Below are 14,731 nucleotides of genomic sequence, written 5' to 3'. Positions count from 1 at the left end.
ACCTGACCTGGCGACAGACCATATTCGTCACTTAACTACCGCTCAGTCCTACTATCAAGTAATGTGTGTGGTGCCCGTCACAATCAGGGCGTCCGACGGTGAACACCCTGGCCGACCGCACCCCGTCGCCACACTGCTCTCACCGTCACGATGCACACCATCGTGGTCTGCATCGACACCACTGTCCCGCACCTTCTCAATGCCGAGAGACCAGGCAGAACAGGACCACCGCCTATGAGCACGCCAACCACAGCACTGCCGACCACATCCTCCACACGACCGCATCGTCGCCTGCGGGCGCTGAGCGCCGCAGCGATCGTCGGCCTCGCACTCACCCTGTGCACGACGACCGCTCCGGCCCAGGCCGCCGAGCTCGTTCCGCAGACCGAAGACGAAGCCGAAGAGTTCCTCGACGACCGTGCCGCGGAGGATCCGAGCACGCTCGATCGCGACAGCGTCCCCGAGGACATCAGCGTCGAAGAGGCGCAGAAGGCCGTAGAGAAGACCGACGAACTCACTCCCGCCGATGTCGAATACGCCGCCGCGCAGGAGGACCTGCCGGCGTCAGGAGTCCCCGGGGACTTCTATCGGACCCCGGACTCGCTGCCGAGCGCGGACGGCACGGTGCTCAAGCAGGCCGACTCCGATTTCTACCTCGACCCGGTGAAGCTCATCAAGCATGACGCGAAGTCGACGGTCTTCATGTACAAGACCACCGATGAGAAAGGCCAGGCCCGAGCCGCGACCGCCACCCTGCTCACGCCGAACGGCGCGAGCGGTCACGCCGACGATGCTGTCGTCATCTCACCGGGGACTCAGGGCATCGCCGACAAGTGCGCTCCCAGCCGTCAGATGGGCATGGGTACCGAATACGAAGGCATCTCGGTCGCATCGGCGCTGGCCGCGAAGCATCCCGTTGTCGTCGTCGACTACATGGGCCTCGGCACCGAAGGCACCCACCACTTCGTCGACCGCGTCGAAGAGGGGCGTTCGGTCCTCGACGCGGCACGCGCCGTCCAGCAGGTCGACGGCAGCGAGATCGATGAGGACACCAAGCTCCAGCTGCGCGGCTACTCGCAGGGCGGTCACGCCACGACGGCGGCCCTGGAGCTCCAGAAGGAGTGGGCGCCCGAGCTCAACATCGCCTCCGCTTCGGCCGGCGCGGTGCCGGTCGATCTGCACACGACCGTGTCCGGGCTCTCGAGCGTCTACACGGCATTCGCGCTCTACGGTGTCGTCGGGTTCGCCGAGCAGGCCGGCATCGACACAAGCGAGTTCCTCAACGAGAAGGGACAGAAGATGGTGGCCGAAACAGCGGACAAGTGCACCGTCGAGGCCCTGCTCTCGACCGCCTTCACGGATGGGGAGTCGCTGACGAAGAACGGCGAGTCATTCACCGACATCATCGACGAGAATTTCACGGACATCGTCGACCGTCAGCGTTTGGGACAGGCCGAGGTGCCGAATGTACCGCTGCTGGTCAACCACAGCCGCCTCGACGACGTCATCTCGTTCGATCAGGGCAAGGAACTCGCCTCGACCTGGTGCAGAGCCGGTCACAAGGTAGCGTTCGAGGACAACCTCGCCCCCACTCACGTCGGCGGCTACATCGCCGCGCTGCCACGCATCGAGATCTTCACCACCCGCACCTTCGCGGGCAAGGCTCCGCTCGACAGCTGCTGGAGGCTGTGACCTCCCACCTTCACCGAGGCGGCCCACACCGTTGGGGAGCCCATGCACACGAGGCGGCCCTCCCGAAAGGGGAGGGCCGCCTCGGCGATATTCACACCGTTGGGCTGTGCCTGCGCACGGTCACATGACGTAGGAGAGGATCATCGACACGAGGGTCGCGACGACGACGGAGTTGAAGGCGAAGGCGACGATGACATTGGCGCGCACCGTCCGCCACGCCATTCGCGACACCGCCCGGCCGGGCAGCGCGGCGGTCATTGTCGATGACAGCACGGAGAAGGTGAGGTAGTCGCCGAACTCGCGCGGGGCGTCCATGTCGAATTCGAGCTGGCGCGCGTCGGGACTGCCGCCGCCGCTGAGGTCGAGGCGCATGAACTCGAGCGCGAACGAATATACGAGCACCGCCCATGAGGCGATGACATTCGCGAGACCGAGCACTGCGGAGATGACGGGACTGTCCTCGGCGCCCGAGGTGACGAGGAAGATGTTGAAGATGAACGCCACATAGGCCGCCATCGTCGCCCAGGAGACCGCCCCTCCCATCCCGAACCACCTCGACCACCAGCGGCGACGGTTGGCCAGTGTCCAGCGGGCATGGACGATGAGCTCGGTCTCGTCGAGGTCGTTCAGCCCCACATGCGTCCACATCAGGTAGGTGAGGGCGAACAGGGGCCAGAAGACGAGGAAGACCGTGATGAACTCGCCGGTCAGAGCCGGCGACACAGCCGCCGATCCCTTCGCCCAGGCGCCCGAGCCCAGCGGGGAGAAATCGAGGCCGAACACGACGACCAGGCTGACGACGAGCGCCGGCACCCCTGCGATGTTCGCACGCATATCGTCGGAGAGCGTGATCATCTGACTGTGCGTGGGTCTCATCGGCCCGACTCCGGTTCGTTCGACGCGTCTGCTGTTCGAATTCAGCCTAACCGAGCGGCGAAGGCGAGCAGCTCGCGATCACTGCCGGGGCGGCCGGCCAGGTCGATGACCCCCATGACCTCCCAGGGGGGCCCACCCTCGCCGAGGCACGCCCCACCTCGGCGAGGGTGTGCTCATCGATCGGATGAGCCCAGCTGCACCGTCGGCGCCAGCCCGGTCCACGGCCGCAGCTGCTCGATCGCGGCGGCGACGTCGAAGGCGCGGGTGTCGTCGTAGGGGTGAGCGATGACCTGGACTCCTGTGGGGATGCCGCAGTCGGCCATGCCGGAAGGCACATTGACGATCGGCACACGGTTGCAGATATTGAACGGCATCGTCATATGCGCCTGCCAGTAGTGGTCGAGACGCACGCCGTCGGTGTCTCCCCCGACTCCCGCACTGCGTGTTCCATCTGCCTGTCCGACTCCGCCTTCGCGACCGATGCCGCCACCTTCGCGACCGACGCCGTCGGCACCGACCCAGATCCCGTCGAGATAGCTCGCATCGGCATCCAGTCCCGCCACCGCCGAGGTGGGCGCCACGAGCACATCGAACCCGTCCATCGCAGAGGCCAGCTCCGCCTGGATCTGCGCTTCCATGGCGAGTCCGTCATAGAAGGAGCGGCGTGCGGCGACAGCTTCCGCATCGTCCATGAACCGCACCGTGTACTCAGCCAGGGTGTGTTCATGGCCGCGGGTGGCCTGGCGCATGGCGGGCGCGAGCAGGTTCCCGAAATGCGTGAACGCGGTCTCGAAGATCCGCTCGGCCGTCCACGGCAGTGCGATCTCCTCGACGTCCGCCCCTGCCGATTCCAGCGCCGAGGCGACCGCGCGGGTGTTCGCTTCGATGTCCTTCCCGACGGGGAAGTCCCCCAATCGCACGCACAGCGCGACCTTGCGTCCGCGGAGTCGGTCGGCCGCCTCGGCGGGGTCGAAGTCATCGAGGAACCCGGGCGAGGCGATCGTCGCGTGATCGCTCGGATCGACGCCGACCATGACCTTGGCGAGCAGGGCGGCGTCGGCGACGGTGCGCGCCATCGGCCCATCCCCGCGATACCAGTCGGCGGCCAGCGGCTGGGCGCCGGGGATCCGGCCGTACGGGGCTTTGTACCCGACGGTGCCGGTGAACGCGGCGGGCAGCCTCGTCGAACCGGCGATGTCGGAGGCGGTGGCCAGGGGCGCAAACCCGGCGGCGAGCGCGGCACCGGACCCGCCGGAGGACCCGCCGGGTGAGAGGTCGAGGTTCCACGGGTTGCGGGTCACGCCCCACATCGGCGAGTGCGTGATCGTCGCGCAGCTGAACTCCGGCGAGGTCGCACGGGCGTGGACGAATCCCCCGGCGGCGCGGATGCGGGCGATGATCGCGGCATCGTTGTCGGCGATGGTGTCGCGTTCGTGGAGCAGCCCTTGGGTGAGGCCGCGGCCGGCGATCGCGTGTTTCTCCTTGGCGATCACGGGAAGCCCGAGCAGCGGACGGGAGGCGGCCGCCTCGGCGAGGTCATCATCGGTGGCGTTCGCATAGAACGTCTCGGCCTCCCGCGCCGAGGTGACCGCCTCCTCGACGACTTCGGTGACCGCATTGATGCGCTCATCGTCAGAGGTGATCCGACCGATGAGCGAGCTCAGGTAGTCGACCGGGGACAGCTCCTTGGTCCGGAAAGCAGCGAGCGCCTCGGTGGCGGACAGAGTCCAGGGTTGAGTGGGGTCGGGCGCTGTGGCTGGACCGGTTGCATTGGCGGTCATGGGGTCACCTCGATGTGAGTTCGCAGGAGGTCGCTGCTCTCACCGTAGCGGATGCGCTGAATATCGGTGCTCATGCGCGCGCCTCGGCGACGGAGGAACCGACCCACACGGCACCGTCACGGACGTCGGCGAGTTCACCACGGACGAGTTCGCCGGCCACCGAGGTGAGGACGCGGACTCCGCGGAGCATGTCGTCGTCGGTGGTGAATTCGCGTTCGCAGTGGGAGACGCCGTCGACGCTGGGCACGAACATCATCACGGCGGGCACGCGGTGATTCATCGCCACGGAATCGTGACCGGCCATGGTTTCCAGCCGGCGGATGCTCAAGCCCTCGTTGGCGACGGCTTTCTCGGCGAGTTCGACGCCCTCGGTCGGGAATTGGCGTTTGTCGCGGATGTCGAAGTCGCGGACGTTGATCGTGATGTCGTGGGCGCGGGCGATCTTGGCGATCTGGGTCTTGAGCGAGTCGCGGGCGGCTTGGACGATGGCGGGAGCGGAGGAGCGGAGGTCGGCGACCATATGGACGCGGCGGGGAACGACGATCGGCGAGTTCGGTTCGACGACGTGCTGGCCGACCGAGGAAACGAGCGCTTCTTCCTCGAACTCATCGACCACCTCGGCGACCGCGAGGACGACCTTCGCGGCTGCGACGAGCGCATCGTGCCGGTCGGCCATCGCGGTTGCTCCCGTGTGCGACTGTTCGCCGAGGACGTCGATGTCGAGTTTCTGTGTGTACCAGCTGGCCTCGACGACGCCGATGTCCGTGGCTTCGCGTTCGAGGATGCGGCCCTGTTCGATGTGGATCTCGGCGTAGGTGATCGCCTCCGGCGGGGGGTCGGTGCCGGCATAGCCGATGGCGCCCAGCGCCTCGGCGACGGTGGTGCCTTTGAGATCGGTGACGGCGAGCATCTCGTCGAGGTCGAAGAGCCCGGCGTAGACGGAGCTGCCCATGATCGACGGGGCGAAGCGACCGCCCTCCTCGTTGAACCAGTTGACGACGGCGAGATTGAACGTGGGTTTCAGACCAGATTCGGCGAGCTCCTCTTTCACCCGCAGGGCCGCGAAGAGGGCGGCGATGACTCCGTAGGCTCCGTCGAAGCGCCCCCCGAGCGGCTGCGAGTCGAGGTGGGAGCCGATGAGGACGTACGGGGCTTCGGGGACGAAATCGAGGCACGCGAACATGTTCCCGATCGCGTCGACGCGCACGTCGAAGCCGTTGTCCGTCGCCCAGCCGCGCATCCAGTCACGCGTCTGCTTGTCCTCCGGCGTCAGCGCCTGCCGGTCGACGCCGTTGTTGTCGGTGGCACCGATGGTGGCGACGAAGTGGAAGTCGGCGAGGAAGGCTGCGTCGGAGGACGGGGCTGCCTGATGGTTCATTGCTGATCGCTTCTCTCATGAGGGTGGGTAGTGGTTTGCATGGGTCTGGGGCGCGGGTGGGGCTCTGGTGGGGCGCGGGTGGGGGGGGGTCGGTTGGGGCTCGCACATCGCTTTTCGTTCAGTTCATCGCTTTTCATCTCGATGATCTGTACAAAATGTGATGTGAAAGTGGACGAAACTCGATGTCAATGCAGGCTCACCAGTGCTCACCCCAGCCGTCCACGGGTCTCGGGCAGACGCGTGACGAAGATGAGGACGAGGCACAGGGCGGCGACTGCGGCCATGTAGTAGCCGGGAGCGGTGTTGACGCCGGTGATGTCGACGAGCCAGGTGCCGACGAACGGCGCGGTGCCGCCGAGCACTGCGTACGAGATGTTGTAGCTGATGGCCGCCGAGGTGAACCGCGTCTTCGTCGAGAATCGCTCGCAGAAGAAGGTGTAGCAGCCGCCGCCGTAGCAGCAGAGCGCGAGGACGAAGATGGTCTGCCCGAGGAAGGCCAGCCCCATGTGTCCGCTAGTCACAAGGCCGAACGCCGGCACCGAGGTGACCGCCAGCAGAATCGTGCCCGCGATGAGCATGGGGCGCCGACCGAACCGATCACCGAGGTGGCCCGCGATGGGCAGGAAGATCGTGTAGCTGGCCATGGCGATCGCATTGATCAGCAGCGACTGCTCACGGCTGAGGTCTCCCGTGGTCTGGATGTAGGTGACGAAGTAGGCCGAGAGCATGTAGAAGCCGAGTGCGGTGACGCCGAGGACGAAGAAGACCTGGAGCATGCCGACCCAGTTCTCGCGGAAGGATTCGCGGATCGGGCTGAACTCCTTGGGACGTTCCGCAGCAGTCTGCTTGAACAGCTCGGATTCGTCGGTCTTCGACCGGATCCACAGACCGACGGCCGACAGCGGCAGGGCCAGCAGGAACGGCACTCGCCAACCCCAGGAATCGAAGGACGCATCGCTCATCACCGTCGACAGCACCAGGATGAGACCGCCGGCGAACACCGAGGGCAGAGCAGTCGCGGCCAAAGTGATGTTGATCCACAGACCGCGCTTGGCCACCGGGGCGTGTTCGTAGACGAAGGAGGGTCCGCCCACGGATTCGCCGCCGGCGGAGAAGCCCTGTCCGAGTCGGGCGAGGATGAGCAGGATCGGGGCGAGCCATCCGATCGTGTCGAACCCGGGCAGGATGCCGATGAGCGCCGTGCAGGCTCCGACGAGGAAGATCGTGATGGTCAGCGTCTTCCGTCGGCCCACCTTGTCCCCGAGGGCTCCGAAGAACAGTCCGCCGAGGGGGCGCATGACGAAGGCGACGCCGAAGGTCGCGAAGATGACCAGCAGGCCGGTGATCCGGTCGCCGTCGGGAAAGAAGTATTCGGACAGAATGACTGCCGAGAGTCCGTACAACGTGAAGTCGTAGAACTCGACGAACTGGCCGATGCTGCCGCCGAGCAGCACTTTCCGCTGCATGCTCGTGGACGTGCGTCCCTGCTCAACTGTTGGGGTGGACATCGAGGTGCTCCTGGAGTCGCGTGATGGTTGGCACCATCTTTGCGGCACAGATCACATCAGTCCAACAGTTACTTTTTGGGTAGCTCATAGATCCGATTGATGACCCGACGCCGGGCCGAGGATCTCCTTCGTCAGTTCGCAGTAGGCCCGGCCCCGCCGATTGAGTCGGACGTCGTTGGGCCAGATGAATGCGAGGTCGATGCTCGGGAAGTCGTCGAGGAGCGGGATGTCGACGGTCTTCGAACCGATATAGGTCCCCGAGGAGACGCTCTGGCTGAGCAGGGAGTAGCCGAGCCCCATCGCCACGAACGAGCGCACGGTCTCGTATCCGGAGAACGAGTGGCGAATACGCGGGACGACCCCGGCGATCCGGAACAGCTCGTCGTAGTACTGGCGAGAATAGGGAAGATCGAGCTGGATGTAGTTCTCGTCCGCCAGCTCGCGCAGATGCACGGGGCGGGGACGCCCTCCGGCCCCGAGGCGGTGCTCGAGTGATACGAGGACGTGCGGCCTGACGACATCGATGAGATACGTGTCGAAGCGGTCGCTCAGCCCCAGCGTATAAGTCAGGGCGATGTCGCAGTCACCGGCAGTGACCGCTCGCTGCAGCTCTTCCAGGTCCGCCTCGAGGTAGTTGACCCGCACGTCCGGATAGCGCTTCTCGAACTCATCGTGGATGAGCGGCAGCCTCGTCGGCGCAATCGGCGAGAACACGCCGACGGTCAGCTGACCGCTCAGCGACCGAGAGAGCCCGAGCGCGGTCTCCCCGAGGTTGTCCGAGGACTCGAGGAACGGCGTGACCTCCGTGAGGAAGCGCTTTCCCGCCGGGGAGAGCACGACCGACCGGTTCTTCTGCCGGATGAAGAGGTCGAGGCCGATGGTCCGCTCGAGCTGCGCCATCGCCGTCGAGATCGCCGATTGGGTGACGTTGAGCTGCCTCGCCGCCTCGGTCATGTTCTCCCGCCGGGCGACCTCCTGGAAGTACCGCAGCTGCACGAGCGTGAAATCGAGTGCCATAATCCCTCATCATCCCACCCGCAGCGGCCATGCATGCAGATGCTGCCCCGCCGAGGCGGCCTCATCGTCTCCACCCAGTCGGCCCGCGGCCGCAGGAATGCCGTTTTCGCCGAGGCGGCCCGCCGCCACAGGAATGCCGTCCTCACCGAGGCGGCCCGCCGCCACAGGAATGCCGCCCTCACCGAAGCGGCCCACCGCGGAGCCTTTGATCGCCGCGGCATTCCGCGCTGATCTCGTGTCGGTCTCGTGTCGGTCTCGTGTCGGTCTTGCGTCGATCTCGTGTCGGTGCCGACAGATAGAATCACACCCAAACACGCCAATGACGCGTTCTCCATCATTTCAATAGTTCCTCTCAACTGGAACGATAATTCTAATCGAATATTTTTCGAAGTTTCTATTGTTTTCTCCATTATAACTGCCTATAATTTCAGTAAGAGACCTTCAACGGCGAACGGAACTCGACAGCGATGACATTCACCCCCGACCGCAAGCGACGCAAGTCAGAAAAGCGCGACCGCCGCGCTGTCACTGACTCGCGCGGCGGGGCGAGTCGACGGCCACCGAGCACATCGGGTCCCACAGATCCCACCAACGTCCCTTCTCGTGCCGCTCGTGACGCCGCGGACAACGCCCCCATGCACCCCGAAAGCGAGTCACCACGCCCTGAGTCTCTGGCTGAGCAGCTCAAGGCAGCCGGGCTCGACCTCAGCGGCCACCACTTCGCCGAGGTGTTCGAGGCCCTTGCCCCCGTAGCGACCAACTCCGTCTCCACCGACGGCGAAGAGCAGGACGAAGCTGGGTCGACTTCCGACGCCGAACAACCGAACGCAGCCGACGCTTCAGCATCGTCCACTGAGATCGAGCCGAACGCTCCGACAGACTCGATTTCACAGCCGAACCCGACCGCGCTGTTCGAAACAAGTGAGCAAAACCGCTCAACCACGCAGCCCGCATCCACTGATCCCGCCACCCCGGCCACCGCAAGCGCCCCCGCCGCAGCTCAGCCCGAGGCTGAAGAAGACTTTCACCGACCGACCTCACTCCACCCAGTCCTCACCGACTCCGCCTGGAACGACCTTGCCGCGAGCACTCCCGAGATCACCGACTCGATCGCCTCCCTGACCGGGCTGGTCGCAGGGCTTCGGGCATTCGACCGGCCGATGGGGCCCGGCGAAGCCCTGCAGGTCATCGACGGGGCCGAGGCGCTGCGTCGGCTGAGTGAATCCCTGTCCACCTTGGCACTTGCCGTCTACGAACGCGTCGGCACGCCTAAAGACAGTGGCGCCAAGTCGACCAAGGCGCTCATCCAGGAACGCCTCAACCTCTCGGGCCGAGAAGCGAACCGCCGAGCAAAGCTCGCAGAGAATCTCGGCGGACGAGTCGCGCTCGACGGCCAACCGCTTGAGCCCGAACACCCGCTCGTCGCCGAACAGCTCTACCTCGGCACCCTGCCCGCGGAGCATCTCACTGTCATCGAAGACTGCCTCAAGGCGCTGCCCCCGTGGGTGGACCATGAGACGAGATCCCGCGTGGAAACCGACCTCGTGAAGTACGCGAAGTCGGTGACTGTCAGCGAGCTTCGCGACATCTTCCGTCAGATGCTTGCACTCATCGACCCCGACGGCGCCGAGCCGCTCGACCCCAGCGACCGTTCTGCCTATTTCATCACTGCCCGGCCCAAGCGCAACGGAGACTGGAGGCTGGAGGGCGTCCTCGACCCTGTAGCGGGATCCGAACTGCACGGACTGCTGACCTCAAGGATCCAATCCGCGAAAGACAACACAGCGAGCACAGCTGAATCCTCCAGCGGCGAGGAAAAGTTCGAGCCTCTCGACGCCGTCCTCACCGGAGATCGCTTCGATGCTCCACCGTGGGCCGTTAGCGAGGCCACCGGTGGCCCCGAGGCTTCAGATGATCCCGCGACCGATTCCGAAGACTCCCCTGCCGCTCGGTCCTTTCCTGCCGGCCACGGAGTCCGCCCCGACGGCACGACCGTCAATCTCATCAGCGAGCAACCCAATGCGAAGGCCTGGATCTACGAGCGTTTCGCCACTCTCATCTCGCGCATCAGCATGAAAGAAGCCGCCAAGGGCTCGCCCTACGCTCTGGTCGTCACAGCAAAAGCGTCCGACATCGCCAACGGCACCGGCGAAGCCACCACAGGCTCCGGCGACCGTTTCCCTATGGACGACATCACTCGACGCGGCCTCAACGGCACTGTCTTCTTCCATCTGATGAATGAAAAGGCTCGCACGGTGTAAGTCTGCACAGATCAGCGCTTCGCCAACAAGAAGCAGACCGCGGTCATCACCGCCCGAGACCGCGGATGCGTGTTCCCCGGATGTGACGCGCCCCCTGGGTGGTGCGACGTAAACCATGTTGTGCCGCACGCCAGGGGCGGCAAGACCGACATCAACAACATGTGTTGTCTATGCTCCTTCCACCACCACCTCATGGACCGCTCCGACTGGGAAGTCTTCATGCTCACCGACGGGCGGCCAGCATGGCGACCGCCTGAAAGCATCGACCCCGCTCGCACTCCGATCCTCCACTCGAGGTTCATCACCGACGACATCATCGACGGCCTCTTCGGCACGTAGCCGGGCATGACGACTCGAGGGCACCGCTCTGTCTTCACTCCGGCGTGAGCACAAAAAGCACCACTGTGACTTCACCCCCGGCCCCGTCGGTGCGAGAGACGCCTCCCCGCCCGCGTCGGCGCGAGAGGCGCCCCCGGCCGCGTCGGTGCGAGAGCCGCGGCCGCGCCTCCATCCCAATGCGAGCGCGAAGGGCACCGGCACGTTCACCCCTCAGCGAAAAGGGTCCGTGACTTCGCGCAGTTCGACGAGCAGCCGCTGAAGCATGTCGAATGATTCGTCCCCGAGGTGGATCCTCCATTCGCCCTCAACCTCGGCCTCCGCCTGGCGGGCGATGGCGATGACTTCGAACCCGCGGTCGGTGATGGAGATGAGCTTGGCACGACCGTCCTTGGGATCCCTCGAACGCTCCAAATAGCCGGCCGTGATGAGTTCATCGACCAGGTAGGCCGCACTCTGCTTCGTCAGCTGCGCGGCATCGGCGAGCTCGGTCAGCCGGGAGCCCTCGGGACTGACCCGCTCGAACAGCCGCGCCTGCGACAGGGTGATCGTGTGCCCGGCGGCTCCGACTGCGTCCATCGATCGCATCTCCATCTGACGGTATGCGAGGAAGGCGAGCATCCCGAGGCTCGGCGCTGGGCTCGAATCCGGCTGCCCACTCGAACCCGCCGTCGTGTGCTGTTCGCCCATCAGCATTCCTCACTGGCTCGAACTGCTCTTGTGCCACCTCGCCAGGCACTCTATAATAGTCAGACTATCTGACTATTATCTGTTATTCCACCGCTCTCATTCACCGCAGAAGACGACTCCACCCTGAATCGGGTCACCCGCTGAAGACGGGCCCTCGCACAGGACGATCGCCGCCTCACCAAGGAATCCTCCCGCTCAAATAGACCATCCCTTCACCGAGGGAGGATTCCTCCCGCACAGACAGACCATCCCTTCACCGAGGAGAAGCATCATGGATGATGCACTGTGGTCCACCGTCAGTCGCGAACGCCTCAGCCTTGCCGACACGCTCGACACACTCACGCCCGAGCAATGGGCGGCCCCGTCCCTGTGCTCCGAGTGGAGCGTGCAGGATGTGGCAGCGCACTTGGCGATGACTCCGACCGCGCCCACATTGGGACAGATCGTCGTCGGCATCCTGCACTCCCGTGGCGACCTCTGGGCCTTCGGGCGCGATATCGCCCGTGAATACGCTCAACGACCGACCGACCAAATCATCACAGAGCTCCGCCGCACCGCCGATTCCAGGCACCTGCCTCCGCTGACCAACCCGGACAATGCCCTCCTCGACATCATCGTCCACGGACAGGACATCGCACGGCCGCTCGGGATCGATCGCATGATCCCCACCAGCGCGGGCCTCGCCGCCTTCGCGCATGCTTGGTCGATGGGCTGGCCGTTCCACGCGCAGCGACGACTGCGCGGCATTCGACTTTCCGCCACCGACGCGAAACTCTCCGCCTCCGACGCGAACTTCGCCGTCGGATCAGGCGAACTGATCGAGGGCCGCCTCGGCGATCTGCTCCTGCTTGTCACCGGTCGCACCGAGGCTGCGCTGCCGCACCTTTCCGGACCGGGAATCTCCCTGCTCACGCCACCGTCCATCTCAAGGGAATGATCACCATGATCGCCATCGTCACCGCGCTCGGAGCCTTTTGGCTCGGCTACCTCCTCCGCTCAAGACTCGCCGCCCACCTCAGCTATGCCGTCGCCTACTTGTGGGCATTCGTCTTCCAGACCCTGTATCTGCGTCTGGCCAGCTTCGATGACGTCAACGACCCAGTCTTCGCTCCGGGGTCGTTCCCCTTGGAGCACGGGCTGGTCACCCTCGGAATCCTCGTCATCGGCTTCGCCCTGGTCGAGGCCGGCCACCGGCTGCGGACCCGACTGCGCCACCGCCGGAGCATCCGCGAGGAGCGGGCGACCGACGGCGGGCTGGCCGCCGCATAAGGGATGCTCAGCGGGCCGGCAGCCGAATAACGCATTCTCAGCCACCACAAATAGACTGGGCTCATGCCTGCAGTTCCCACGAGCGCACTCCTCGCCGAGACCACACTTCCGCACGACATCTCGGCAGCGATCCCCAGCCCGTCCATCTCGAGCTTCCAACTCGGACCGCTGACGATCCACTTCTATGCGCTGTGCATCCTCGCGGGCATCATCATCGCCATCGTGCTGACCAACCGTCGCCTGACCAAGCGCGGCGTCGAGGACTGGCAGGTCCTCGACATCGCGACTCTGGCCGTCCCGATGGCCATCGTCTTCGCCCGCATCTACCACGTCATCACGCACTACACGGACTACTTCGGACCCGGCCGCAACCCGTGGAATCCGTTCGAACCCGGCTCGGTCTGGGCGATCTGGGAGGGCGGCATCGCCATCTTCGGCTCACTCATCGGCGGCACCTTGGGCGCGTGGATCATGTGCCGCAGGCTCGGCCTCAAACTCACCACCCTGCTCGATGCCCTGGCCCCGGGCCTCATCCTCGCCCAGGCTTGCGGACGCTTCGGCAACTGGTTCAACCAGGAGCTCTTCGGCCTGCCGACCACCCTGCCCTGGGGTCTCGAGATCGATCCCGGCAACCCGGCCATTCCGCTGGGCACTCCCCCCGGCACGCTCTTCCACCCGACGTTCCTCTACGAGGTCATCTGGAACAGCCTCGGCGCCCTTGCCCTGCTCTACCTGTCCCGCCACATCTTCTTCCAGTGGGGACGCCTCTTCGCCGTCTACCTCATGTGGTACGGCGCAGGCCGCATCGTCTGGGAATCCATCCGCCTCGACCCGAGCTTCATCATCCTCGGCCTGCGGACCAACGTGTGGGGCGCGATCGGCGCCGTCGCACTCGGCGTCATCATCATGCTCGCCCAGTGGAAACGCCACCCCGAACCCGAAGAATCACCGTTCATCCCCGGTCGCGAACCCCAGCCTGCAAAGGACTGACACACACCCTCGCCGAGGCGGCTCCCCCGCCCATGGGGATGTTTCCCCGACGAGCCGGCCGATCCCGGGCTATCTGATTCGGGGCCAGCCGCATCGGCCCGGCTCAGGCGACGAGCGGTCCGCCTTCCTTCCAGTAACCGAGAAAGGAAATACGGCCCTTCGGGATGCCCAGCTCCTTGGCAAGGTATCTCCTCGTCCTCGTCACCGCGCCCGCTTCCCCGGCGATCCATACGTACAAGTCGTCCGCCGGACAGGCAGGGTGCGGGTCCGCCGGACTCGGGTCTGCCCGCAGCTGTCGACGCCCCCACTCGCGGACCATCGGCTCGAAACCGGAGCCGGGCCCCGCGGTCGGAGCACCCAGCTGCACGCCCGGACCAGTCGGCAGCAACTCCCTGTCGAGCGGATCCGAGGCCTCGACGAGGATCTCGGCTTCGAAGCCGTCACCGAGGCTGCTGTGGATGTTCGCGATCGCGGGGAATGCCGTCTCATCTCCGATGAGCAGGAGCTTCGTGGCCGAGCCCGGTTCCCAGTGCAAACCATATCCGGTGAATCCGTTGCGCACGTCCGGTCCATTGATGACGAGTCGATCCCCCACCTGTGCGCTCTGTGCCCACAGGGAAACTGGTCCGGCAGGTTCGTGGATGAAGATGTCGACATCGACCTCTGCCGCTCCCGGCCGAATCCCCGACGGTGTGTATGTCCGGAGGACGTTGCGCTCGTCGACAGGAAGCCGCTTCCATCGCGCGTACCACTCCGACGGATGCGGGGTCGGGTCCTGCAGCAGGCCGAAATCGGTGATGGTCCCGTCATGCAGCGGCAAGACCAGCTTGATGCGCTGATCGAGCCCCCAAGGAGCGAAATGCTCGAGAGTATCACCGGCGAAGGTCACACGCAGGAAGTTCGGAGTGATCCTCTTCACTGTGGAGACGCTGA

14 protein-coding genes are annotated in these 14,731 nt (G+C 65.3%); 7 read left to right on the top strand and 7 right to left on the bottom strand.

Annotated elements, in window-relative coordinates:
• The first annotated feature begins 234 nt into the window (after positions 1 to 234).
• Positions 235 to 1,692 carry a lipase family protein gene (locus HF684_RS01850; protein ID WP_169251096.1) on the top strand — a complete coding sequence of 486 codons (1,458 nt, stop codon included), beginning with the start codon at positions 235 to 237 and terminating at the stop codon, positions 1,690 to 1,692.
• A 120-nt stretch (positions 1,693 to 1,812) separates the two neighbouring features.
• Here the strand turns inward: HF684_RS01850 and HF684_RS01845 are convergent, their stop codons facing one another.
• The 5 genes from HF684_RS01845 to HF684_RS01825 all read right to left on the bottom strand — a co-directional run bounded on the left by HF684_RS01845 (position 1,813) and on the right by HF684_RS01825 (position 8,252).
• Positions 1,813 to 2,568, bottom strand: coding sequence for a DUF1345 domain-containing protein (locus tag HF684_RS01845; protein WP_248279076.1), 756 nt, complete (start codon positions 2,566 to 2,568; stop codon positions 1,813 to 1,815).
• A gap of 173 nt (positions 2,569 to 2,741) precedes the next feature.
• Entirely contained in the window at positions 2,742 to 4,349 is a 1,608-nt protein-coding gene (locus HF684_RS01840) for an amidase (protein WP_169251095.1), read from the bottom strand.
• Between the two features lie 70 nt (positions 4,350 to 4,419).
• Positions 4,420 to 5,727 (bottom strand): M20 family metallo-hydrolase, encoded by a 1,308-nt coding sequence (locus tag HF684_RS01835; protein ID WP_169251094.1) that lies wholly within the window; start codon positions 5,725 to 5,727, stop codon positions 4,420 to 4,422.
• 206 nt (positions 5,728 to 5,933) lie between these two features.
• Positions 5,934 to 7,235 (bottom strand): MFS transporter, encoded by a 1,302-nt coding sequence (locus HF684_RS01830; RefSeq protein WP_248279075.1) that lies wholly within the window; start codon positions 7,233 to 7,235, stop codon positions 5,934 to 5,936.
• Between the two features lie 84 nt (positions 7,236 to 7,319).
• Positions 7,320 to 8,252 carry a LysR family transcriptional regulator gene (locus HF684_RS01825; protein ID WP_169251093.1) on the bottom strand — a complete coding sequence of 311 codons (933 nt, stop codon included), beginning with the start codon at positions 8,250 to 8,252 and terminating at the stop codon, positions 7,320 to 7,322.
• Positions 8,253 to 8,285: 33 nt separating this feature from the next.
• Between HF684_RS01825 and HF684_RS01820 the strand changes: the two genes are divergently transcribed.
• The 3 genes from HF684_RS01820 to HF684_RS18980 all read left to right on the top strand — a co-directional run bounded on the left by HF684_RS01820 (position 8,286) and on the right by HF684_RS18980 (position 10,852).
• Positions 8,286 to 8,483: a hypothetical protein gene (locus HF684_RS01820; protein ID WP_169251092.1), complete on the top strand. Its 198-nt coding sequence runs from the start codon at positions 8,286 to 8,288 to the stop codon at positions 8,481 to 8,483.
• Positions 8,484 to 8,887: 404 nt separating this feature from the next.
• Positions 8,888 to 10,513: a DUF222 domain-containing protein gene (locus HF684_RS01815; protein ID WP_169251091.1), complete on the top strand. Its 1,626-nt coding sequence runs from the start codon at positions 8,888 to 8,890 to the stop codon at positions 10,511 to 10,513.
• A gap of 69 nt (positions 10,514 to 10,582) precedes the next feature.
• The gene (locus HF684_RS18980; RefSeq protein ID WP_348981418.1) at positions 10,583 to 10,852 is read left to right on the top strand and encodes an HNH endonuclease signature motif containing protein; all 270 of its coding nucleotides are present in this window, start codon (positions 10,583 to 10,585) and stop codon (positions 10,850 to 10,852) included.
• Between the two features lie 210 nt (positions 10,853 to 11,062).
• Here HF684_RS18980 and HF684_RS01805 read toward each other — a convergent pair whose 3' ends face one another.
• Positions 11,063 to 11,539 carry a MarR family transcriptional regulator gene (locus HF684_RS01805; protein ID WP_169251089.1) on the bottom strand — a complete coding sequence of 159 codons (477 nt, stop codon included), beginning with the start codon at positions 11,537 to 11,539 and terminating at the stop codon, positions 11,063 to 11,065.
• Positions 11,540 to 11,810: 271 nt separating this feature from the next.
• On the opposite strand from HF684_RS01805, the gene HF684_RS01800 reads away from it, so the two are divergent.
• From HF684_RS01800 to lgt, 3 genes are all read left to right on the top strand, one after another.
• Positions 11,811 to 12,476, top strand: coding sequence for a maleylpyruvate isomerase family mycothiol-dependent enzyme (locus HF684_RS01800; RefSeq protein WP_169251088.1), 666 nt, complete (start codon positions 11,811 to 11,813; stop codon positions 12,474 to 12,476).
• A gap of 5 nt (positions 12,477 to 12,481) precedes the next feature.
• The gene (locus HF684_RS01795; RefSeq protein WP_169251087.1) at positions 12,482 to 12,808 is read left to right on the top strand and encodes a hypothetical protein; all 327 of its coding nucleotides are present in this window, start codon (positions 12,482 to 12,484) and stop codon (positions 12,806 to 12,808) included.
• A gap of 63 nt (positions 12,809 to 12,871) precedes the next feature.
• On the top strand, positions 12,872 to 13,798 hold the full coding sequence (gene lgt, locus HF684_RS01790; protein WP_169251086.1) for a prolipoprotein diacylglyceryl transferase: 927 nt from the start codon (positions 12,872 to 12,874) through the stop codon (positions 13,796 to 13,798).
• A gap of 103 nt (positions 13,799 to 13,901) precedes the next feature.
• On the opposite strand, the gene HF684_RS01785 is transcribed toward lgt, so the two are convergent.
• A complete protein-coding gene (locus HF684_RS01785; protein WP_248279073.1) occupies positions 13,902 to 14,717 on the bottom strand; it encodes a siderophore-interacting protein in 816 nt (271 codons plus the stop codon).
• Positions 14,718 to 14,731: the final 14 nt, after the last annotated feature.

It is taken from the genome of Brevibacterium sp. 'Marine' (assembly GCF_012844365.1).
Lineage (GTDB): Bacteria > Actinomycetota > Actinomycetes > Actinomycetales > Brevibacteriaceae > Brevibacterium.
This window is presented reverse-complemented; position numbering and strand designations above follow the sequence as displayed.